The organism is Agrococcus jejuensis (assembly GCF_900099705.1).
Taxonomy (GTDB): domain Bacteria; phylum Actinomycetota; class Actinomycetes; order Actinomycetales; family Microbacteriaceae; genus Agrococcus; species Agrococcus jejuensis.
Genome location: NZ_LT629695.1, coordinates 1,965,693 through 1,987,045, shown reverse-complemented (window position 1 = coordinate 1,987,045; position 21,353 = coordinate 1,965,693). Strand labels below are relative to the sequence as shown.

The window sequence follows — 21,353 nt, the reverse complement described above, 5'->3', positions numbered from 1 at the left end:
GGCCCCGCGTCAGACGGGCAGCAGCCCGGCGCGCTCGCCGTCGCGGCGCACGCGCCACGCCCAGAGCCTGGGCCCGGCGACGTAGCCGGCGAGCGCCGACAGCGCCGTCGACAGCACGAGCGACAGCGCCACGACGATGCCGAGCCCGAGCCCGCTCGTGAGCAGGCCGACGAGGGTCGTGACGCCGCTGCCGACGATCGTGATGCCCGCCTGCACGAGCGTGCCGATGCCGCAGCACCACCACGTGATCTCGCGCGGACGCGGCACGCCTGCGCGCCGCAGGATGCGCACGCTCGTCGACGCCCCGAGCGCCACGAGACCCGCGGCGACGAGCACGGCGACGACGACCGTGACGATCCACGGCGTCGGGTCGATGCTCGCGAGCCAGTCGTCGACCGCATCCTCGATGCCGCCCGAACCTGCGACGAGCTCGACGAGGAGCCACCGGGCGAGGGCGACGACGATCGCGACGACCGACAGCGCGACGACGAGGTTCACCCCGACGGTCACGAACGAGAGGCCCCAGCCGCCGGCGTCGCGCGCCGCGCGACGCACGTGCGGCGGCAGCGCGGGCCTCGGGATGCGCTGCGCGCGACCCGCCACGTCAGTCGACCCGCGACAGCTCGGCCGCGTCGGCCTCGACGGCGCGTCGCTCGGCGTCGACCTCGGCCTGCCTCGCCTCGGCCTCGATCTGCGCCCACGTCGGGCGCGGCCGGAAGGCCAGCAGGTAGGTCCAGCCGAACAGCATGCCCACGACCCCCGTGAGCACGATCGACACCGCGAGGCACGCGAAGAGGTAGCCCCACGCCGAGCCGATCGTGAACGCCGCCGACGACGACGACGCGAGCGAGAAGAACAGGCCTCCGATGAGCGCCGTCGGCCATCCGACCGATCCGACGAGGCCGCCGATCGCCGTGGTCGTCGCGTACGCGAGCGCGATCGAGCGCTTGATGCCCACGAGCCCCGCCGAGCGGTGCCAGAGGAGGCTGGCGACGCATCCGGCCGCGGCGATCGCGCCGGTGACGAGCAGCACGATGAGGATCGTGAGCGGGATGCGCGCCGGATCGGCCCAGAACGCCACGAGGTCGGTGAGGCTGTCGGCCTCGAGCGCGTCGAGGCCGCTCGTGCCGCCCTCGGAGAAGGAGCCCCAGAGCAGCAGCACGATGGCGGCGGTGACGAACAGGTGGGTCGCGAGCGCGAGCAGCAGCTGCCCGACGAGCGAGCCGAGCAGCGCGGCGCCCGTCTGCCTGCGCGTCAGCCGCCGCTTCGGCGGCGCGTGCAGCACGGGCGGGAAGGGCATGGGCGGCGGGCCGTAGGCGCCGTACGGCATCGGCTGGCCGTACGGGCTCGGCGGCCCGTAGGGCGCCGGGTAGCCGTACGGCATCGGCTGGCCGTACGGAGCGCCGTACGCGAGCGGCTGGCCGTACGGCATCGGCTGCCCGTACGGCGACCAGCCGACGGGTGCCGGTTGCGCGAGCGCGACCGAGGCGGATGCGGGATGCGGCGGCTGCGGCGGCACGGGGGCGGCGGGCGCCGGGTACGGGCCGGCCGGGTTCGGGCCTCCCGCCTGCGGCGCCATGGGCATGCCCTGCATGCCGCGCTGCTGGGCCTCCCACGCCATCCGCGCCGCGACGGAGGGCGGCACGGCGCCCGCCATGGGATTCGCGAGCGGCGGTGGCAGTGCGCGCGTGCGGCGGTCGCGCTCGCGGCGCTCGGCGCGCTGCGCCATCGCGGTCTGCGGCACCAGGCCGTCGGGCGCGGACTCGGCGGCGCGACGCCGCTTCGGCTTCGCGACGACGTCGGCGGGCACGGGGGTGTCGCTGCCTGGCGGCGGCGGGGCCTCGAGCTCGCTCACGCACGCGACGGTACCCCTCGTCGCTGGGACGATCGTGCACCGCGGCTCGGCGGCGCCCGCACGTCGCGGCGCAGCGGCGTCAGCGCTTCGCCGGCTCCGAGCGCTCGTGGAAGATGCCGGCCATCCACAGCCACACGAGCGCGCCCGCGACGATCGTCGCGATGCCCGAGCCGATGGCCGTGAGCGCGATGCCGATCGCGGCGTTGCCGAGCACCTGGCTCACGCTGTCGCTCGTGCCGAACAGCAGGCCGCCGAGCGCGCCGACCGTGCCGGTGACGATCGTCGCGACGACCGTGCCCATCGGCACCGCGACCGTCGTGACCATGCCGGGGCGCCGCACGCCGTGCGCGCGCAGCACGAGCACGCTCACGACCGCGCCGCCCACGAGCAGCACGGCGCCGACGATCGCGAACGCGATCGTGATGCCCGACATCGCGTTCGGGTCGATGGATGCGAGCGTGGAGTTCGCGTCGGCTGCGGCGCCCGTGCCGGCGACGGCGTTGGCGATCACGACGACGACCGTCTTCACGATCGTCGCGAGCTGCCAGATCGCGAGCGGCACGGCCAGCAGCGTGAAGCCGGCCGTGACGAGCGGCAGGGCGATGGCGCCGGCGATGATCGCGCCGCGGCGAGCCTTGCGCTCCGGCGTGAGGGGCTTCGCAGGCTGCTTCGCCGCCTCCGTCGTCGTAGGCGCGGCCTTCGCGGGCGCCGTCTTCGCGGGTGCCGAGGGCGGCGTCACCGCGGTCCGTGCGTCCGGCACCGGCGACGTCGGGCGGGTCGGCTCGGTCGGCGGGGTCGCGGTGGTGTCGCTCACGGCACCATCATGCACCGGCCAGACCCGGTCGGGCCTTCGCGCGTCAGCCGCGATGCAGCGGCCGCCACACGACGACCTGGTTGCGCTTCGCCGGGCGCGCGCCCGAGCGGATCGACGTCACGCCCTCGACCCCGGCCGCGAACACGCGCCCGCGGCGGTCGATCACCTGGTCGGCGAGCGTCGCCTCGAGCTCGCGCACGCGCTCCTTGAGCCCGCGCACCTCGTTCGACAGGTCGAGGATGCGGCGGATGCCCTCGAGCGACACGCCCTCCTGCGACAGCAGCTGCACCTGGCGCAGCTGCCCGATGTCGCGCATCGAGTAGCGGCGCGTGTTGCCCGCGGTGCGCTGCGGCTGCACGAGCCCGATGCGGTCGTACTGGCGCAGCGTCTGGGGATGCATGCCCGCGAGCTCGGCAGCGGCCGCGATCGAGAAGATCGGGCTCGACTCGTCGAGATCCTCCGGCATGCGTCCCACGCTCACCTCGCCTTCGACAGCAGGTCGTCCCTCGGCGACTCGTCGCCCGAGGCCGCCGCGAACGCCTCGAGCGCATCCCGCTGCGCGGCGTTCAGGTGCGACGGTACCGCGACCTGCACGGTCGCGAGCAGATCGCCCGTGCCCTGCTTGGCGGCGACGCCCTTGCCCTTGACGCGCAGCACGCGACCCGACGGCGTGCCGGGCGCGACCTTGAGGCGCACGGTGCCGCCGCCGACGGTCGGCACCTCGATCGTGGCGCCGAGCGCGGCCTCCGCGAACGTCACGGGCACGTCGAGGCGGATGTCGCGCCCATCCATGCGGAACACCGGATGCGGTCGCACCTGCACCGTGACGATGAGGTCGCCGGGCGCGCCGTTCGTGATGGATGCCTGGCCCTTGCCGCCGATGCGGATCTTCTGGCCGTCGTGCACGCCCGCAGGGATCTTCACGGTCATCGAGCGTCCTCCGACCGTGAGCTTGAGCGTGTCGCCCTGCACGGCCGAGAGGAAGTCGAGCTGCGCGTTCGCGGTGACGTCGCGACCCCTCTGCGGTGCGCGCGGGGTGCCGAAGCCGCCACCGCTGCCGAACATGCCGCCGAGGATGTCCTCGAAGTCGCTCTGCTGGTACTGCACCCGCGGGCCGCCGCCCTGGTTGAACATGCCGCCGAAGACGTCCTCGAAGCCACCCTGCGCGCCGGGCGCGAAGCGCGGACGCCCACCCGCCATGGCGCGCACCGAGTCGTACTCCTCGCGCTGCTTCGGGTCGGACAGCACCGAGAACGCCTCGGAGATCTCCTTGAACCGCGCCTCCGCCTTCGCGTCGCCGGGGTTCGAGTCGGGGTGGAACTGCCGCGCGAGCTTGCGGTACTGCTTCTTCAGGTCGGCAGCCTCGACGTCCTTCTGGACGCCGAGCACCTTGTAGAAGTCCTTGTCGAACCAGTCGTTGCTCGCCATGCGACTACTCGCCCGCAGGCACGAACACGGCGACCTTGGCGGGGCGCACGAGGCGCTCGCCGATGCGGTAGCCGCGCTGCACGACGTCGGCGACGACCATCTCGGTCACCTCCGGGTTCGGCAGCTGCGCGATCGCCTCGTGCACGGCCGTGTCGAACGGCTCGCCCGCGACGCCCACGGCCTCGAGGCCGAGGCCCGCGATCGCGGCGCGCAGCTTCTGCGCGACGATCGCGAGCGGCGAGCCCTCGAGGTCGCCGTGCTGGTCGGCGCGATCGAGGTCGTCGAGCGCCGGCAGCAGCGCCGACAGCACGGATGCCGTCGTCGCCACCTTGTCGGCGGCCCGCTCGCGCTCGACGCGGTTGCGGTAGTTGACGTACTCGGCCTGCAGCCTGCGCACCTCGTCGTTCGCGGCCGCGATGGCCGCCTCGACGCCCGCCGCCTCGTCGGCGAGGCGCTGGGCCTCGCCCTCGAGCAGCGCCCGGTCCTCGGCACTCAGGTCGTCGGCTGCGGGGGCGGGCGCGGGTGCCTCGGCACCCGCATCCGCCGCCTGCTGCTCCGACGCCTGCTCGGTCGCCGCCTGCTCGGCGGCTGCCTGCGCATCCGCGGGGCTCTGGCGCGCCTCGCCGGTCTCGGGGTCGATCCTCCGCTTGTCGCGGAAGACGGGGCCCTCGTCCTGCGTGTCGTCGGTCATCGCGCTTACTTCTTCTCGTCCTCGTCGTCGACGATCTCGGCGTCGACCACGTCGTCGTCGTTCGACGCGGGCTGCTCGCCCTGCGGCTGCTCGCCGGCGTCGCCCTCGGGGGCGGCCTGCGACTGCTGCTGGTAGAGCGCCTCGCCGAGCTTCTGCTGCGACGCGTTGAGCGTGTCGAACGCCGTCTTCAGCGCCTCGTCGTCGTCGCCCGCGAGCGCCGTCTTGAGCGCGTCGACGTCGGCCTGCACCGAGGTCTTCACGTCGTCGGGCAGCTGCTCGGCGTTGTCGGTCAGCAGCTTCTCGACCGAGTAGACGAGCTGCTCGGCGTTGTTGCGCGTCTCGGCCGCATCGCGACGGGCCTTGTCGGCCGCGGCGTTCTCCTCGGCGTCCTTGACCATGCGCTCGATGTCGTCCTTCGAGAGGCTCGAGCCGCCCGTGATCGTCATCGACTGCTCCTTGCCCGTGCCCTTGTCCTTGGCGGACACGTGCACGATGCCGTTCGCGTCGATGTCGAACGTGACCTCGACCTGCGGGATGCCGCGGGGCGCGGGTGCGATGCCCGTGAGCTCGAACGTGCCGAGGGCCTTGTTGTCGCGCGTGAAGTCGCGCTCGCCCTGGAACACCTGGATCGCGACGGACGGCTGGTTGTCCTCGGCCGTCGTGAACGTCTCCGAGCGCTTCGTCGGGATGGCGGTGTTGCGCTCGATGAGCTTCGTCATCATGCCGCCCTTGGTCTCGATGCCGAGCGACAGGGGCGTGACGTCGATGAGCAGCACGTCCTTGCGCTCGCCGCGCAGCACGCCGGCCTGCAGGGCGGCGCCGACGGCGACGACCTCATCCGGGTTCACGCCCTTGTTGGGCTCCTTGCCACCCGTGAGCTTCTTCACGAGCTCCGAGACGGCGGGCATGCGGGTCGAGCCGCCGACGAGCACGACGTGCGCGATCTCGTCGACCGAGACGCCGGCCTCGCGGATGACGTCCTCGAAGGGCTTGCGGGTGCGCTCGAGCAGGTCGGAGGTGAGCTGCTCGAACTGCGCGCGCGTGAGGGTCTCGTCGAGGTTGGCGGGGCCGTTCTCGGTGAGCGAGAGGTAGGGCAGCTGGATGCTCGTCGACGTCGACGACGAGAGCTCCTTCTTCGCCTGCTCCGCGGCCTCCTTGAGGCGCTGCCTCGCGATCTTGTCGCTCGAGACGTCGACGCCCGTCGACTCCTTGAACTTCTTCGTCAGCCACTCGACGACGCGCTCGTCCCAGTCGTCGCCGCCGAGGCGGTTGTCGCCGGCGGTCGAGCGCACCTGGATCGTCGAGAAGTCGTCGTCCTTGCCCACCTCGAGCAGCGAGACGTCGAACGTGCCGCCACCGAGGTCGAAGACGAGGATGAGCTCGTCCTCCTTGCCCTTGTCGAGGCCGTACGCGAGGGCAGCGGCCGTGGGCTCGTTGATGATGCGCAGCACCTTGAGGCCCGCGACCTCGCCGGCCTCCTTCGTGGCCTGGCGCTCGGCGTCGTTGAAGTAGGCAGGCACCGTGATGACGGCGTCGGTGACGGGCTCGCCGAGGTACGTCTCGGCGTCGCGCTTCAGCTTGCCGAGGATGCGCGCCGAGATCTCCTGCGGCGTGTAGCGCTTGTCGTCGATCGCCGTCGTCCAGTCGGTGCCGATGTGGCGCTTGACGGAGGCGATGGTGCGGTCGACGTTCGTGACGGCCTGGCGCTTGGCCGGCTCGCCGACGAGGGTCTCGCCGTCCTTCGCGAAGGCGACGACCGAGGGGGTCGTGCGGAAGCCCTCCGCGTTGGCGATGACGGTGGGCTGACCGGCGTCGAGGAATGCGACGACGGAGTTGGTGGTGCCGAGGTCGATGCCGACTGCTCGTGCCATGGTGGCTGCTCCTTGGTTCTGGGTCTGATGTCTGCGCGGGCTCGCGCCCGTGGGATCTGCCTGATTCCGGCGGAGGAGCCTGCCGGCAACCCCCCATGACTGACGGCAGGCTCGTCCTCCGGAACCATCGCACGGCGTCGATCCCGACTTGAGCCGTGCAGACTCAACATTGGCACTTGAGTCGGGTGCAGTCAAGTTCTGCAGCCCAGGGTTCCCTATGCATCGGGCTCCCGCGCCTCCGGCCCCGATCCCTGACCGGTCACTCGTTGCGCCGACTGGTCACAGTTGCACCCCGACTGGTCGCAGTTTCAGGCTGACTGGTCGCTATTGCACCGGACTGGTCGCAGTTTCGGTGCAACTGCGACCAGTCCCGATCCCGACGACCTCCCACCGGAGCCTCGCGCCGCAGCGATGGATGCGCGGGCCGCCGGGCTAGCGTGGCCCCATGAGCAGGGTGCGACGCAGGCTGCACGGCGAGGCGGTGCGGCACGCGCTGTCGATCGCCGCATCCACGATCCTCATCGTCGGCATCACCGCCACGATCGCACTCGTGACGCAGGGTCGGTTCGCGTTCGCGGACTCGCTGCTCGTGGGCATGACGCTCGTCTTCGCCGCATACGGTCCGATCTTCGTGTGGCTCACGCACCTCGCGTTCGGACGCCTCCGCGGCGCGGCGCTGCGCGCCCGGCTGCAGCGCACCACCGAACGCAACCGCCTCATGCAGCTGCTCTTCATCGGCGGGCCGAAGACCTGGGCCGCGCTCATCGCAGCGGTCGGCGTCGCATCCGTGATCATCCTCGCCACGGGGGATGCGCGCAGCAGCATCTGGCTCGTCGGCGCGTGCGTCGCGTGCGTGGTCGGCACGTGGGTGCTGCTCGTCGGCGTCTTCGCCGCCGAGTACATGCGCGCGTGGGCGAGTGGCGACGTGCTGCGCTTCCCCGGCGACGGAGACGTGGGCTTCGAGGACTTCGTCTACCTGTCGGTGCAGCTGTCGACGACGTTCGCGTCGTCCGACGTGGACCTCGTCGACACCTCCGCCCGCCGCCTCGCGACGGTGCACTCCATCGTCGCGTTCGCCTACTCGACGGTGATCGTGGCGGTGTTCGCGTCGCTGCTCATCGCGGGCGGGCGCTGACCGCATCCGCGCCGCGACGCTCGGAGGATGGTCGGGCCTGGGGATGCGCTCGGCGGGCTCGCACGCGCCGCGGCTAGCGTGGCTGCATGTCGCGCGGCACGAGCATCATGCACCGGGAGGTCGTGCGGTCGAGCGTCGCGACCGTGATCGCCTTCGCGGTCATGGGCGCGCTGTTCGTCGTCGCGGGCAGGTTCGGGCTGCTCGTCACCGAGGCCTCCTCGATCTCGGCTGTGGTGCTCGCGCTCACCTTCGGCCTCTACGGGCCGATCTTCCTGGCGCTCACATGGCTGTCGTTCCGCGACCTTCGCGGCGCCATGCTGCGATCCCACGTCGTGCGATCCGACGAGCGCAGCCGCGTCGTGCGCCTGCTCATGCTCGCTGGGCCGAAGTCGTGGGCGATGCTCGTGATCGTGGCGGGCGTCTACTCCGTGGTGCTGCTGACGACGGGCGAGGCTCGCTCGAACCCGTGGCTCGTCTCGGTGTGCGTGCTCGGCGTCGCGGGCACGTGGGTGCTGATGGTCGCCGTGTTCGCGATCGAGTACATGCGCAGCTGGGCGAACCACGAGTCGCTCGTGTTCCCCGGCGACGAGGAGCGCACCTTCCGCGACTTCCTCTACCTGTCGGTGCAGCAGTCGACGACGTTCTCATCGTCCGACGTGCAGATCGTGCGCGGCCACGCCCGCTCGCTCGCGATGGTGCATTCCGTCGTCGCGTTCGCCTATTCGACGGCGATCATCGCGGTCTTCGCGTCGCTGCTCATCGCGGTCGCGGGCTGAGCGCGCTGCGGCGCTCGCATCCGCACGCGTGTGGCCGCGACCCGCATCCGCCCCACCTCCGACCCGGATGGGTCACTTCCTGCCGCTGATCGGTCACCTCCGACCGATGAGTGGTCACTCGTGGTCGACGACACGCCGTACGGCACGACGACGACTGACCACTCACTCGTCGTACTCGTCGGGGTAGCGCAGCCCCGGGCCTCCCACCTGGCGGCCGAGCGGCTCGGCGCGACCGGCCGGCTCCTCCCACGCCTCCTGCCTGCCGAGCGGCGTGAGGTCGAGCCACGGGTAGCCGTGGTGGAACTCCTCGATGCCGCGCCCGAACGTCGAGTACGTGTGGAAGACGTCGTCGCCGACGCGCAGGAACACGCTGATGCCGGGCACCTCCTCGCCGTTCATGCTCGGCTCCCACGGACCGCCCGTCCACGGCGTCCCGTGCACCTCGAGGTCGGATGCGGTGCGATGGTGCAGCTCGATCGGCGCGACGCGGTCGTCGAGCGTGGCGTGGAAGTCGTAGTTGAACGACGAGCGGAACGACGACAGCCATGGGAAGTCCCAGCCCATGCGGTCGCGGTACGGCGCGATCCTCGCGATCGGCGCGCGCGAGATGGCGACGAGGCTCGTGCGCCGCGCGTGCAGCTGCCGCAGGCGCGGGATCTGGTCGGCGGCCGACGAGCAGCTCTTGCAGGCCGCATCCCAGTCGGGTCCGAACATGAGGTGGTGCACGACGAGCTGCTCGCGGCCGTCGAACAGGTCGAGCAGCGTGCGCTCGCCGTCGAGGCCGTCGAAGACGTACTCCTGCTCGACGCGCACCATCGGCAGACGTCGCCGGTCGGCGTTCACGCGGTCGCGCTCGCGCGTGATGGCCTTCTCGCGCTCGAGCAGCGCGAGCCTCGCTGCACGCCACGTCTCGCGATCGACGACCTCGGGCAGGTGCTGCATCGACGGCTCCGTCATGCGCTCATCCTGCTGCGAGCGCATCCGCCCGGCAACGTCTGGACTCCGGAGTGGGCAGTAGATGCGCGCGAGTGGGCATTTGATGTCGTGAAACCGGCCGAATCACGACATCAAGTGCCCAGTCATGCGTCAGAGCTCGCGCGCCTCGAACGTGCGGTCGCCGCCGGCGTCGCCCGTGTTCAGGGTGCCGACGCGCTCGATGAGCACCGCCTCGACCTCCTCGCGCGCGATCGGGCAGTGCTCGACGCCGGCCGGGATGACGTAGACGTCGCCGGGGCCGAGCGTCACGTCGCCGTCGCGCAGCTGGATGACGAGCGTGCCCGAGCGCACGAGGAACAGCTCGTCGGTGTCGGGATGCGTGTGCCACACGAACTCGCCGAGCAGGCGCACGACCTTGACGTCGGCGTCGTTGACGGTCGCGAGCCGATGCGGCTGCCACGGCTCGGTGACGACGTCGAAGGCGGCGGGGATGCTGCGCACGTCGCGCTGGGTGTCGCTCATCCCCTCATCATGCGGATGCGGGCGGGCTCGTCAGCCGGACCATCCGCACCTCCGTGGCCCGCGGTCGCGAGGAGGGGTCACCTCCTGCCGCTTCGCGCGGCGTGTCGCGGCATCGGCTGACCCCTCATCGCACGCAAGTGACCACTCGGCGGCAGGAAGTGACCCCTCCCCGCACGGAAGTGACCCATCAGTGGCGAGACGCTACGCCAGCGCCTCGTCGCGGCGCGGGGCCCGCACGATGAAGCGGGCCGCGATCGGGCCGGCGATCGCGAGGATGAGCACGTAGCAGGCCGCGAGCGGGCCGAGCTCGGTGAAGCCGGCCCCGACGGCGAGCGCGGCGATGATGATCGAGAACTCGCCGCGCGCGATGAGCGTCGCGCCCGCGCGCAGACGCCCCTTCACCTGCACGCCGTCGCGCTTCGCGGCGAGCCATCCGGTCGCCATCTTCGTGCCGGCGGTGACGATCGCGAGCAGCAGCGCCGCCGGCAGCACCGGCAGCAGGTCGGCGGGCACGATCGGCAGTCCGAACGACAGGAAGAAGATCGCCGCGAACAGGTCGCGCAGCGGCCCGAGGATCGCGCGCGCCCGCTCGGCGATCGACGGCGGCACCGCGATGCCCACGAGGAACGCGCCGACGGCGGCGGACGCGCCGAGCAGCTGCGTGAGCCCGGCGACGACGAGGGTGATGCCGAAGAGGCGCAGCAGCACCTGCTCGTCGCTCGGGTGGCTCAGCAGCCAGCGGATGCCGCCCGACGCCCGCTGCGACGCGACGAGGATGATCGTCACCGCCGCGACCGCGAGCGCCACCGCGCCGAGCGCCTGCCACCACGCGGCACCCGTGAGCACCGCGATGAGGATCGGCAGGAAGATCGCCATCGCGATGTCCTCGATCACGAGGATCGACAGCACCGCGGGCGTCTCGCGGTTGGCGACGCGGCCGAGGTCGTCGAGCAGGCGGGCGATGATGCCCGACGACGACACCCACGTGATGCCCGCGAGCGCGAGCGCGGCCTGCCACGGCATCCCGAGCACGATGCCGACGAGGAACCCAGCGGATGCGTTGAGCGCGAAGTCGATCGCGCCCGACGTCGAGTGCCGCTTGAGCGACTGCCCCAGCTCGCCGGCCGTGAACTCCAGGCCCAGCATGAGCAGGAGCAGCAGCACGCCGATCTCGGCGGCCGGCTCGATGAACGGCTCGGCGGCACCGAGGTCGATGAAGGAGCCCGAGCCGAGCATGAGCCCCGCGAGCAGCATGAGCGGGATGGGCGAGATGCCGACGCGGTGAGCGATGAGACCCAGCACGGACACGCCGAGCACGACAGCCCCGAGCTCGAGGAGCAATGCGGAGATGTCGTGCACGGCCCTACCCGCTCAGGCGGGTGCGCAGCTGGTCGAGCCCTTCCTTGGAACCGATGGCGACGAGCGAGTCGCCCGCGAGCAGCTGCTCGGCGGGCGTGGGGGCGGCGATGACGTCGTCGTCGCGCACGATGGCGACGATCGAGCAGCCGGTGAGGGTGCGGGCCTTCGTGTCTCCGAGGGTGCGGCCCGCGAACGGCGAGCCGGCATCCACGAGCAGTCGCGCCGTGTCGAGGCCCGGGATGGGGCGGGTCACGTCGACCATCGACTGCGTGATGCGGTGCGCGCCGAGCACGTCGGTGAGCGCGTCGATCTCCTCCTCGTCGAGGTGGAGGGCGAGGCGCACGTCGTCGGGGTCGTGCTTGCTGGAGACGCAGAGGTCGGCAGGGCCCTCGCGATGCACGACGACGCTGACGGGCACGCCCTTGCGCGTCGTCATGTCGTAGCGCACTCCCACACCGGGGAGGAGCGTCTGCGTGATGTCCACGGGTGGATCATGCCACCATCCGGGCGCGTCGGTGCACGCGGGATGCGCGACGCGCGGATGCGGGCGACCTCGCCCAGCTGCGGGTGTGCGTTGTGCAGGCGATTCGGGGGTGCGGAGGGAAGATACCCCTCTGCCACCCCTGATCGCCTGCAGTACGCAATGGGGTCGAGGGCGGGACCCCTTCGAGGCTCGCTTCGCTCGCACCTCAAGGGCCGGTCTCCGAACGGCAGGTGAACGCCGCCGCGTCGACCCGGGGCGCGTGCACGCACCCGACCTATGCTCAGCATCGTGAGCACCGCGACCGTCGACGACCGCACCCTCCGCCGCCGCGCCCGCGCGTGGGCGCTGTGGGACTGGGGCTCCGCCTCGTTCAACGCCGTCGTCACGACGTTCGTCTTCAGCCGCTACATCGCCTCCGACCTCTTCGTCGACCCGGCGATCGTCGACGCCGGCACCGAGACCGAGACGTTCACCCCGAGCGCCGACGGCATCCGCGCGCTCACGGCCGCGCTCGCCGAGAATGCCGCCGTCGTCGCGTGGGCCGTCGCGATCGCGGGCGGCCTCGTGGCGCTGCTCGCGCCCATCCTCGGCCAGCGGTCGGATGGCTCCGGCAAGCGCAAGCTGTGGCTCGGCATCAACACGGGCCTCACGATCCTCGCGATGCTCGGCATGTTCTTCGTGACGCCCGTGCCCGAGTACATCTGGCTCGGCGCCGCGCTGCTCGGCGTCGGCAACCTCTTCTTCGAGTTCGCCTCCGTGAACTACAACGCGATGCTGCACCAGGTGTCGACGAAGGAGACGATGGGCCGCGTCTCGGGCTTCGGCTGGGGCATGGGCTACGTCGGCGGCATCGTGCTGCTGGCGATCCTGCTCGTGCTGTTCCTCTTCCCGTTCGGCGACCCGTCGGCGAACGGCCTGCTGGCGATTCCGACCGGCAACGAGGGGGCGGCGCTCGACGTGCGGCTCGCGATCGTGGTGTCGGCGGTGTGGTTCGCGATCTTCGCCATCCCGGTGCTCGTCGCCGTGCCCGAGCTGCCCGCGCGGGAGCGCGGCGAGCGCGTGAGCGTCGTCGAGTCGTACCGCCGTCTGTTCCGCACGATCGCGCGCATCGGCCGCCGCGACCCGAAGACGCTGCTGTTCCTCGTGTCGAGCGCCATCTTCCGCGACGGTCTCTCCGCCATCTTCACGTTCGGCGCGATCATCGCCTCCACGGTCTTCGGCTTCTCGTCGACCGAGGTGCTGCTCTTCGCGATCGCCGCGAACGTCACGGCCGGTGCCGGCACGTTCGTGGGCGGCTGGGCCGACGACCGCTTCGGCCCGAAGGCCGTCATCATGACGTCGCTCATCGTGCTGTCGACGGCGGGCATCTCGGCGATCTTCATCCAGGGCAAGGCGGCGTTCTGGGTCGTCGGCCTCATCCTCACGATCTTCGTCGGACCCGTGCAGGCGTCGGCGCGCTCGTTCATGGCGCGCATCACCCCGCCCGGCCGCGAGGGCGAGATGTTCGGCCTCTACGCGACGACGGGCCGCGCGGTGTCGTTCCTCGCGCCGACGCTCTTCGGCATCTTCGTGACGATCTTCGCCGACACGCGCTTCGGCATCATCGGCATCGTCATCGTGCTGCTCGCGGGTCTCGCGCTGCTCATCCCGGTGACGGCGAAGCCCGTCACGATCGACGACGCGGATGCGGTGGATGCGGGCGCCGGCCTGCCGACGCCGCCGCTGCGCGGCGACGACCCGCAGCGCTGACGCACGCCAATGCGCATCGAGCGGGCGCTCGATCGCGCATTCCACGTGAGCGGCCGCTGACGGCGCATCCGCGCCGGATGCGCGTGAGCGGCCTCGCGAGGGCGCATTCCGCCTGAGCCTCCGCTGAAGCTCATCTCGTGCGCGACACCCGCCTGCACCTGGCAGGCTGGAGGGGTCGCTCGCGCGCGCCCGGCGCTGCGCGGCGGCCAGCACCCTCGACCGCTCCCGACCTCCCAGGAGGGCCATCGTGCCTGCCGTCCGCACCCTCGTCGACCTGCTGCGCGGCGCCATCATCGGCGTCGTGGAGGTGATCCCCGGCGTGAGCGGCGGCACCGTCGCGCTGCTCATCGGCGTCTACGAGCGTCTGCTCACGTCGGCGTCGGCGCTCGTACGGGGTGTGGTGCGCGCCGTCGTCGATCCGTTGCGCGGCCGTGGCCTCGCCGGTGCACGCACGCACCTGGCCCAGGTCGAGTGGCGGCTCGTGCTCCCGATCGGCATCGGCATGGTGCTCGCGCTCGTGACGGCCGCACGCGTGGTCGAGCCGCTGCTCGACGAGCATCCCGTGACGTCGCGCGCGCTCTTCGCCGGACTCATCGTCGCCTCGCTCGTCGTGCCGGCGCGGATGCTCGGGGCGCGCTGGCGCGTGCGCGACGTCGCGCTGGCCGTCGCCGCAGCGGCGGCGGGATTCCTGCTCACGGGGCTGCCGTCGGCGACCGTCGAGGATCCGTCGCCGCTCGCGATCCTCGGCTCGGCGGCGCTCGCGGTCTGCGCGCTCGTGCTGCCCGGCGTCTCGGGCTCGTTCGTGCTCGTGACGACGGGCATGTACCAGCCGGCACTCGCGGCGCTCAACGGCGGCGACGTGCCCACGATCGCGCTGTTCATGGCCGGCGGCGTGCTGGGCCTCGCGGTGTTCGTGCACGTGCTGCGGTGGCTGCTCGCGTCGCACCGGCGCGTGACGCTCGCGATCATGACGGGCCTCATGGCGGGCTCGCTGCGCGCGCTGTGGCCGTGGCAGTCCGACGATCGCGACCTGCTGGCGCCGTCGGGCGACGTCGGGATCGTGGCGCTGTGGTTCGTCGCGGGCGTCGTGCTGGTGGGTGCAGTGCTCGCGGTCGAGCTCGCGGTCGTGCGGCGTCGCGCGAGGACGGCGTCGAGCGCCGACGACGCCGCCCGCCGCGACTAGGGCCGAGCGGCGTCGATCGCGTCGACCTGCGTCTGCATGCGTGCGATGAGGTCCGCGTCCTCGAACGGCCTCACCATCGAGCCGAATCCCAACGGCAGCACCACGACGAGCTCCTCCACCGCAGCGACGAGGTTCATCCTCGGCCCGCGCGGCTCGCCGGAGTAGTCGAGCGTGAAGGTCTCGAAGCCGGCGGCGTCCGCGAGCGGCGTCTCGACCGGGGAATCGAGGATGAGCTCGGCGTCCCACGTCGACAACTCGCCCTGCACTCCCACGCACGCCTCCGTCGCAGCGTCGAGCGCAGCGAGGTAGGCCGTCGCATCCTCCGCGCTCGCGAGTCGGGCGACGCTCACGCGAGGCTGGAACCGATCCTGCAGGTCGTAGCCACCGACCAGCACCTCGACGTCGACGGGCTGCACACGCTCGAGCGCGGCCTCGCATTCGGGCTCGCCCGCGAAGGCTGCCGGATCGAGCTCGCTGATGAGGCGTCGATCCTCCTCGACGCGCCACGGGCCGATCTCGAAGCCTCGGTCCGCGAAGCCCACGAACGGCCGCTCGACGAGCAGCGGCGCGAGGTCGACGCCGTCGTACACGCCGACCGGATCGGGCGTCGGCGACGGGTCGGGCACGGTCGCGCCGCCGCATCCGGTCAGCCCGACCGCGACCGCCGCGGCGATCGCGCACGCGAATCCTCGGCGCATGGCGCGACTCCCCTCGATCCTCCGCCCATCGTCGCCCATCGCGCTGGCGCACGGCTGGACGACGGCATCGACCAGCCCCGCTAGTCGCCGACCGCGGCGTCGAGCGCGGCGATCTGCTCCTGGATGCGGGCGACCTGGTCGTCGTCCCAGCCCATCGCCATCATGTCTCTGACGCCGACGAGCACGAGCTCGTCGTGCGGCGCGAGGACCCGGCCGTCGTAGTGGTTGGAGCCGTCGGATGCCTCGGCGTCAGCCGAGCGCGCGCCGCAGCGTCTCGTCGGTCTCCGTCGCCGTGCGGCGCGCGCCCGCGTCGTCGACGTAGTCGTACGTCGTCGTCGAGCGAATGCCGGTGCCGACGTAGCCGAGGCGTTCGTAGAGCGCGCGGGCGCGCGGGTTGTCGTCGGCGACGCCGACCGCCAGCGAGGCTGCGCCTGCCGCTCGCGCATGCCCCTCGGCGGCGTGGACGATCGCGGTGCCGACACCGTGACCGCGCGCGACCGCGGCGACGTGGAGGTTGCGGAGCTCGGGATCGACGCCGGTCGTCAGTTGACCGTGACCGACAGGCACGTCGTCCACCCACGCCACGAGCAGCACCGATTCCCCGCGCTGCTGCGCCGCCCACATCCCGATCGCGAAGTCCCGGCCCGTCGGCTCGAGCGCGGCGAGGACCGCGACCTCGTGCTCGACGAGCACCCGCACGTCGACGCCCATCCGCACTCCCGTCCGTGTCCCGTGCGTATTGCAGGCGATTCCGGGTCCTGAGGGGAATGCTCCCTTGAAGGCCGGAATCGCCTGCAAAACGCAGACCAACTCAGCGCTCGTCACACCTCGAGGGTCGCGAACGCCTCGTCGGGGTTGCCGAAGCGGTGGGCCGTGATCGAGACGGCCTGCTCGCGCAGGAACGGCATGAGCTCGAGCCGACCCTCGACCGTGATCGGCGCGTCGTAGACGGCGATCGTCGGGTTGCCGGCCAGCAGCTCGCGCAGCCCCGCATCCGTGCCGCACAGGCGGATGCGCCGGGTCGGCTCGCCCGAGCGCACGAGGCCGTCGTGCACCTCGGCGCCGCGGTCGTCGAGCGCCGCCGGGCCGACCGGCAGCACGGCGGCACCCGAGCGCAGGCGGTCGTGGAAGGCGTCGTCGCGCTCGACGACGATCTCCTCGACGCGCAGCACGGGTCCGTGGGCGGTGACGAGGCGCTCGAGGCCGGGCGGCAGCGGCTGCGACGTCGAGATGCGCACGGTCGCGCGAGCGCGGGCGGCGGCGGCGAGCACGCGCACGAGCTGCCCCATCGTGCCGTCGTCGGCGAGGCGCACGAGCGTCTGCGTGGGGCGGTGGCGCAGCACGTTGCGCTCGACGCCGAGCGACGAGACGTCGAGCGAGAGCCCCAGCTCGGCCTCCCACGCGCGCTGGTCGCTGTTCGCGCCGGCACGGATGCGGTCGAACTCGAGGAAGTCGAGCTGCGGCGTCGCCGACTCGATGAGGTTCGACACCCGCTGGTGGAGGCCCGCGAGCTTCACGTTGGCGCGCGGCGGCTGGAACACCGGCTCCCAGTCGACGAGCGTCGCGAGGTACGACGGGCCGCCGGCCTTCGCGCCCGGCCCGACCTGCGACAGCCGCCAGCCGCCGAACGGCTGCCGACGCACGATCGCGCCCGTGATGCCGCGGTTCACGTACAGGTTGCCCGCCTGCACGCGCTGCATCCACTCGTGCACCTCGTCGACGTCGAGCGAGTGGATGCCGGCGGTCAGGCCGAAGTCGGTCGCGTTCTGCACGGCGATGGCCTCGTCGAGCGTGCGCACCGCGATGAGCGACAGGTGCGGGCCGAAGAGCTCGGTCGTGTGCGTGAACGAGCCGGGCTGCACGCCCACGCGCACGCCAGGGCTCCACACGCGGCCCTCGGCGTCGAGCTGCCGCGGCTCGACGAGCCACGACTCCCCCTCGCCGAGCGTCGTGAGCGCCTGCAGCAGCGCGCCCGACGCGGGCTCGATGATCGGGCCGACGTGCGTGCGCGGGTCGAGCGGCGAGCCGACGCGCAGCGTCTGCACCGCATCGACGAGCTGCCGGCGGAAGCGCTCCGAGGTGCCGACGGAGCCCACGAGGATGCCGAGCGACGCCGCCGAGCACTTCTGCCCCGCGTGCCCGAACGCGCTCCGCACGAGGTCGGCGACGGCGAGGTCGAGGTCGGCCGACGGCGTCACGACGATGCCGTTCTTGCCGCTCGTCTCGGCGAGCAGCGGCAGGTCGGCGCGCCACGACGAGAAGAGCGCGGCAGTGGCCGACGAGCCCGTGAGGATGAGCCGGCCGACCGACGGATGCGCGACGAGGTGCTGCGAGACCTCGCCCTCCTCCATGTCGCACAGCACGAGCACGTCGCGGGGCACGCCCGCCTCCCACAGCGCCTCGAGCAGCACGGCTGCCGAGCGGCGCGACTGCGGTGCGGGCTTCACGATGACGGCGGAGCCGGTCGCGAGCGCCGCCGTGATGCCGCCGGCGGGGATCGCGACGGGGAAGTTCCACGGCGGCACGACGACCGTGAGCGGCACGGGCACGGGCCTCGCGTCGTGCGTCTGCTCGAGGCGGATGGCCTGGTCGGCGTAGTAGCGGGCGAAGTCGATCGCCTCCGACACCTCGGGGTCGCCCTCGGCGAGCGTCTTGCCGGTCTCGGCGGCCATGACCTCGAGCAGGCGGCCGCGGTAGGCGCCGAGGGTCACGGCGGCGTCGCGCAGGACGCGCGCACGGCCCTCGGCTCCGAGCGCCGCCCACCCGGCCGCCGCCTCGACGGCCTTGCCGATGCGCCGGTCGAGCGTCGGCACGTCCTCGATGCGGTTGAGCTCGAGCGTGCGGATGCCGAGCGTCGACTGCGCGGCGCGCTCGAGCACCTGCCGCCCCCACGCGCGGTTCGCGGGCAGCGACGCGTCGGTGTCGGGCTCGTTCGCGAAGCCCTCCTCCTGCACGGGCCCGACGGCGACGGCGAGGTCGCCGCCGCGATCCTGCACGCGGTTCGGGGCGGGCGCATCCATCCCCTGCTCCTGCAGGATGTCGATGGATGCGAGGAAGCGGTCGCGCTCACGCGTGAACGCGTCGAGGTCGGTGCCGAGCGAGTACATGCTCGACATGAAGTTGTCGCCCGAGCCGTTCTCCTCGAGCCTGCGCACGAGGTAGGCGACGGCGGCGTCGAACTCCTTGGGCCGCACGACGGGCGTGTAGAGCAGCACGGCCGGCACGTCGGCGCGGATGGCGTCGATGTGCTCGGCGGCCATGCCGAGCAGCATCTCGACGTCGATCGACTGGATGGTGCCGGTGCGGTACGCGACCTCGACGGCGAACGCGAGGTCGAAGAGGTTGTGGCCCGCGACGCCGACGCGCACGGCGCGCGTGCGCTCGGGCGTGAGTGCGGCGAGCAGCACGCGCTTGTAGTTCGCGTCGGTGTCGGCCTTCGACGGCAGCACCGTGAGCGGCCAGCCGTGCACGGCGGCGTCGACGCGCTCCATCGCGAGGTTCGCGCCCTTCACGACGCGCACCTTGATGGGGGCGCCGCCCGCATCCACGCGCGCCTGCGCCCACGCCGTGAGCCGGTCGAGCGCGCCGAGCGCATCGGGCAGGTACGCCTGCAGCACGACGCCCGCGTGCAGGTGGCCGAGCTCGGGCTGCTCGAGGAGGCGCTGGAAGACCGCGATCGTGAGGTCGAGGTCGCGGTACTCCTCCATGTCGAGGTTGATGAACGCCGGCGCCGGTCCGTTCGGGCCCTGCTTCGTGGCGGCCACGCGGTACAGCGGCAGCAGCCGCTCGACGACCGAGGCGACGGTCTCGTCGAACGCCCACGGCTGCAGCTGCGGCGCCATGCTCGACACCTTGATCGAGACGTAGTCGACGTCGTCGCGCTGCAGCAGCTCGATGGTGCCGCGCAGGCGCTGCTCGGCCTCCTGCTCGCCGAGCACAGCCTCGCCGAGCAGGTTGACGTTGAGGCGCGTGCCGTCGGCGCGCAGGCGCGCGAACGACTTCGCGAGGCGATCGGGCGTCGCGTCGAGCACGAGGTGCGACACGAGCGAGCGCATGGCGCGCTTGGCGATGGGGATGATGGCGCCCGGCGCGAGCACGCCGAAGCCGCCGCCCATCGTGACGCCGAGCTTGAGGTACCAGTCGAGGAAGTCGGGCAGCTCGCGGCTGAGCCGGTCGAACGCGCGGGCGCTGACCGCGGGGTCCTCTGGCCGCACGACGCGGTCGACGAAGCCGATCGCGAAGTCGAGGCCGCGCTCGTCGGCGAGCAGCCCGGCGAGGCGCTCGGCCGAGCGGTCGCGCCGCCTCGGCTGGTCGCCCTCGCGGGCGAGCCAGCCGCGCACGCGCGTGATGGCGGCCTGCGCGAGCTCGTCGTCGGTGTCGGGCTCGGTGGGGCGCAGGATCGCGGCGCGCGCCGCGGCCTTCGGGTCGAGCGGGGCGGGCGACACGGGAGCCGGGCCCGGCTCGGGGATGGAGCCGCCCGCGATCGTGCCGGTGGGGCCGGGCACGAGGGGGTTCGGGGCGGCGGGTGCGGATGCGGCGGGAGGCGCGGCCGCGGCAGCGCCGGCCGCGGCACCCGTCGCGACGGTGCCGAGCTCGACGACGTCGGGCGGCAGCGGCGGCAGCGGGGCGGTGCCGGCGAACGGGGGCACGACGCCGGGCGCGTGGCCCGTGACGGGCTGACCGATCGCGGCCTCCTCGACGGCCGACCACTGGGCGGCGCGCTCGGCGGCGTCGTCGGCACGAGGAGCGGCGGGAGCAGCGGCGGGCTCGGCAGCGGCCGGAGCGACCGCGGGCTCGGGCGCCAGCGCGGCGGCAGGCGCCTCGGCGGCCGGCTCGGCACCGGCCGAGGCATCGACGACCTGGAACGGATTGCCCGTATCGACCTGCAGGATCGGGTCGACCTCGAGCGGCGGCACCTGCTGCGTGCGAGCGATGGCGTCCCAGCCGGGCGCCGAGCCGTGCGCGTGGTCGGAGGCCGACAGCATCCAGCCGCGCGGCTCGCGCGTCGGCGTCGGCTCGGCCGGCGGGATCGTCGGCTGCTCCTGCGACAGCATCCAGCCCTCGCGCTCGGGCTCCGGGCCGGCGGCGGCGGCGGGCTCCGCCTCGAGCGCCTCGGGCTCGATGACGGTCGGCTCCACGACGGTCGGCTCCACGACGATCGGCTCGGCGGGCGCCTCGTCGGCGACGACCTGCCAGTCGTGCTCGACCTCGGGTGCCGACGCGCGCGCGGCCTCGGCCGCGACCGTCCACGGATCGCTCGGCGGCGCATCCACCGGCTGGGCGGGGGGCTGCACCGTCGGCAGCACCTGCGTCGGCGGATCGGCCTGCGCCGCATCGTCGGTGACCCAGAAGGGCTCCTCGGCGGGCGCGGCGTGGGGTGCGGATGCAGTGGCCGCGAACGGCGGCGAGGGCGGGATGGGCGCGACGACGGTGGGCGCCGACGTGGGCGCCACGGGTGCGTCGACGTCGACGACGCCCGTCTCGCCGGTGCGCGGCGCGTGCTGCTCGTCGAGCACCTCGACGTCGTCGCCGAAGATCGCGTCGAGGTCGTCGAGGCCCTGCTCGTCGGCGGAGCCGCTGGGCTCGGCCTCCGCGTCGCCGTCGGGCTGCCCGTCGACGTGCGCGTGCCCCGCCTCGACCTCGGCGTACGCGTCGGCCTCGGCCGCGCCCGCCCGGAGGATGTCGTCGAAGTCGGCCGAGTCGCCGCGCGGGGCATCCGTCATGCGCCCATCGTACGCAGCGCGGCCCTGCCTCCTCGGGGGTGGACGGCGGCGTGCCGTCCCCTCGACGCGCGTCGGTTCCGCACGGCACAGCGACCCGAGACGTCTCTCGCACCGCAGACCCCGCTGCCG

Annotated in this window: 18 protein-coding genes; 4 read left to right on the top strand and 14 right to left on the bottom strand. The window is 72.7% G+C overall.

All coding sequences use genetic code 11. From position 1 onward, the window contains the following. Positions 1-9: 9 nt before the first annotated feature. The 7 genes from BLQ67_RS09385 to dnaK all read right to left on the bottom strand — a co-directional run bounded on the left by BLQ67_RS09385 (position 10) and on the right by dnaK (position 6,659). Positions 10-603 carry a hypothetical protein gene (locus BLQ67_RS09385; protein WP_092504497.1) on the bottom strand — a complete coding sequence of 198 codons (594 nt, stop codon included), beginning with the start codon at positions 601-603 and terminating at the stop codon, positions 10-12. Position 604: 1 nt separating this feature from the next. Then, positions 605-1,855 (bottom strand): sulfur globule family protein, encoded by a 1,251-nt coding sequence (locus BLQ67_RS16965; RefSeq protein ID WP_092504496.1) that lies wholly within the window; start codon positions 1,853-1,855, stop codon positions 605-607. A 79-nt stretch (positions 1,856-1,934) separates the two neighbouring features. After that, positions 1,935-2,669, bottom strand: coding sequence for a hypothetical protein (locus BLQ67_RS09375; protein ID WP_092504494.1), 735 nt, complete (start codon positions 2,667-2,669; stop codon positions 1,935-1,937). Positions 2,670-2,712: 43 nt separating this feature from the next. Next, complete coding sequence (locus tag BLQ67_RS09370; protein ID WP_092504492.1) at positions 2,713-3,135, bottom strand: heat shock protein transcriptional repressor HspR; 423 nt, start codon at positions 3,133-3,135, stop codon at positions 2,713-2,715. 11 nt (positions 3,136-3,146) lie between these two features. After that, positions 3,147-4,097, bottom strand: coding sequence for a DnaJ C-terminal domain-containing protein (locus BLQ67_RS09365; protein ID WP_092504490.1), 951 nt, complete (start codon positions 4,095-4,097; stop codon positions 3,147-3,149). 4 nt (positions 4,098-4,101) lie between these two features. After that, a complete protein-coding gene (locus BLQ67_RS09360) occupies positions 4,102-4,788 on the bottom strand; it encodes a nucleotide exchange factor GrpE (protein ID WP_092504488.1) in 687 nt (228 codons plus the stop codon). A gap of 5 nt (positions 4,789-4,793) precedes the next feature. Further along, positions 4,794-6,659, bottom strand: coding sequence for a molecular chaperone DnaK (gene dnaK, locus BLQ67_RS09355; RefSeq protein ID WP_092504486.1), 1,866 nt, complete (start codon positions 6,657-6,659; stop codon positions 4,794-4,796). A gap of 445 nt (positions 6,660-7,104) precedes the next feature. Here dnaK and BLQ67_RS09350 point away from each other — a divergent pair, with 445 nt between their 5' ends. Together BLQ67_RS09350 and BLQ67_RS09345 are read left to right on the top strand one after the other, a co-directional pair. Then, positions 7,105-7,794, top strand: a complete 690-nt coding sequence (locus BLQ67_RS09350; RefSeq protein ID WP_092504484.1) for a DUF1345 domain-containing protein — start codon at positions 7,105-7,107, stop codon at positions 7,792-7,794. 86 nt (positions 7,795-7,880) lie between these two features. Beyond that, complete coding sequence (locus BLQ67_RS09345; RefSeq protein WP_092504482.1) at positions 7,881-8,570, top strand: DUF1345 domain-containing protein; 690 nt, start codon at positions 7,881-7,883, stop codon at positions 8,568-8,570. Positions 8,571-8,732: 162 nt separating this feature from the next. Here BLQ67_RS09345 and BLQ67_RS09340 read toward each other — a convergent pair whose 3' ends face one another. The 4 genes from BLQ67_RS09340 to BLQ67_RS09325 form a co-directional block, all read right to left on the bottom strand. Then, positions 8,733-9,527: a DUF899 domain-containing protein gene (locus BLQ67_RS09340; RefSeq protein WP_092504480.1), complete on the bottom strand. Its 795-nt coding sequence runs from the start codon at positions 9,525-9,527 to the stop codon at positions 8,733-8,735. 129 nt (positions 9,528-9,656) lie between these two features. After that, positions 9,657-10,028: a cupin domain-containing protein gene (locus BLQ67_RS09335; RefSeq protein WP_092504479.1), complete on the bottom strand. Its 372-nt coding sequence runs from the start codon at positions 10,026-10,028 to the stop codon at positions 9,657-9,659. 201 nt (positions 10,029-10,229) lie between these two features. Further along, a complete protein-coding gene (locus BLQ67_RS09330; RefSeq protein ID WP_092504477.1) occupies positions 10,230-11,387 on the bottom strand; it encodes a cation:proton antiporter in 1,158 nt (385 codons plus the stop codon). 4 nt (positions 11,388-11,391) lie between these two features. Then, the gene (locus tag BLQ67_RS09325; protein ID WP_092504475.1) at positions 11,392-11,871 is read right to left on the bottom strand and encodes a cation:proton antiporter regulatory subunit; all 480 of its coding nucleotides are present in this window, start codon (positions 11,869-11,871) and stop codon (positions 11,392-11,394) included. A 276-nt stretch (positions 11,872-12,147) separates the two neighbouring features. On the opposite strand from BLQ67_RS09325, the gene BLQ67_RS09320 reads away from it, so the two are divergent. Both BLQ67_RS09320 and BLQ67_RS09315 read left to right on the top strand, forming a co-directional pair. Then, complete coding sequence (locus BLQ67_RS09320; RefSeq protein WP_092504473.1) at positions 12,148-13,620, top strand: MFS transporter; 1,473 nt, start codon at positions 12,148-12,150, stop codon at positions 13,618-13,620. A 247-nt stretch (positions 13,621-13,867) separates the two neighbouring features. Beyond that, complete coding sequence (locus BLQ67_RS09315) at positions 13,868-14,803, top strand: DUF368 domain-containing protein (RefSeq protein ID WP_197674591.1); 936 nt, start codon at positions 13,868-13,870, stop codon at positions 14,801-14,803. Here BLQ67_RS09315 and BLQ67_RS09310 read toward each other — a convergent pair. From BLQ67_RS09310 to BLQ67_RS09300, 3 genes are all read right to left on the bottom strand, one after another. Beyond that, positions 14,800-15,501 carry a hypothetical protein gene (locus BLQ67_RS09310; RefSeq protein WP_092504469.1) on the bottom strand — a complete coding sequence of 234 codons (702 nt, stop codon included), beginning with the start codon at positions 15,499-15,501 and terminating at the stop codon, positions 14,800-14,802. The two genes, BLQ67_RS09315 and BLQ67_RS09310, sit on opposite strands and share 4 nt — an antisense overlap. A gap of 249 nt (positions 15,502-15,750) precedes the next feature. After that, a complete protein-coding gene (locus BLQ67_RS09305) occupies positions 15,751-16,326 on the bottom strand; it encodes a GNAT family N-acetyltransferase (RefSeq protein ID WP_231945012.1) in 576 nt (191 codons plus the stop codon). Continuing rightward, the gene (locus BLQ67_RS09300) at positions 16,323-21,224 is read right to left on the bottom strand and encodes a proline dehydrogenase family protein (protein ID WP_269457080.1); all 4,902 of its coding nucleotides are present in this window, start codon (positions 21,222-21,224) and stop codon (positions 16,323-16,325) included. Before BLQ67_RS09300 ends, BLQ67_RS09305 begins: the two co-directional genes overlap by 4 nt. Positions 21,225-21,353 lie beyond the last annotated feature (129 nt).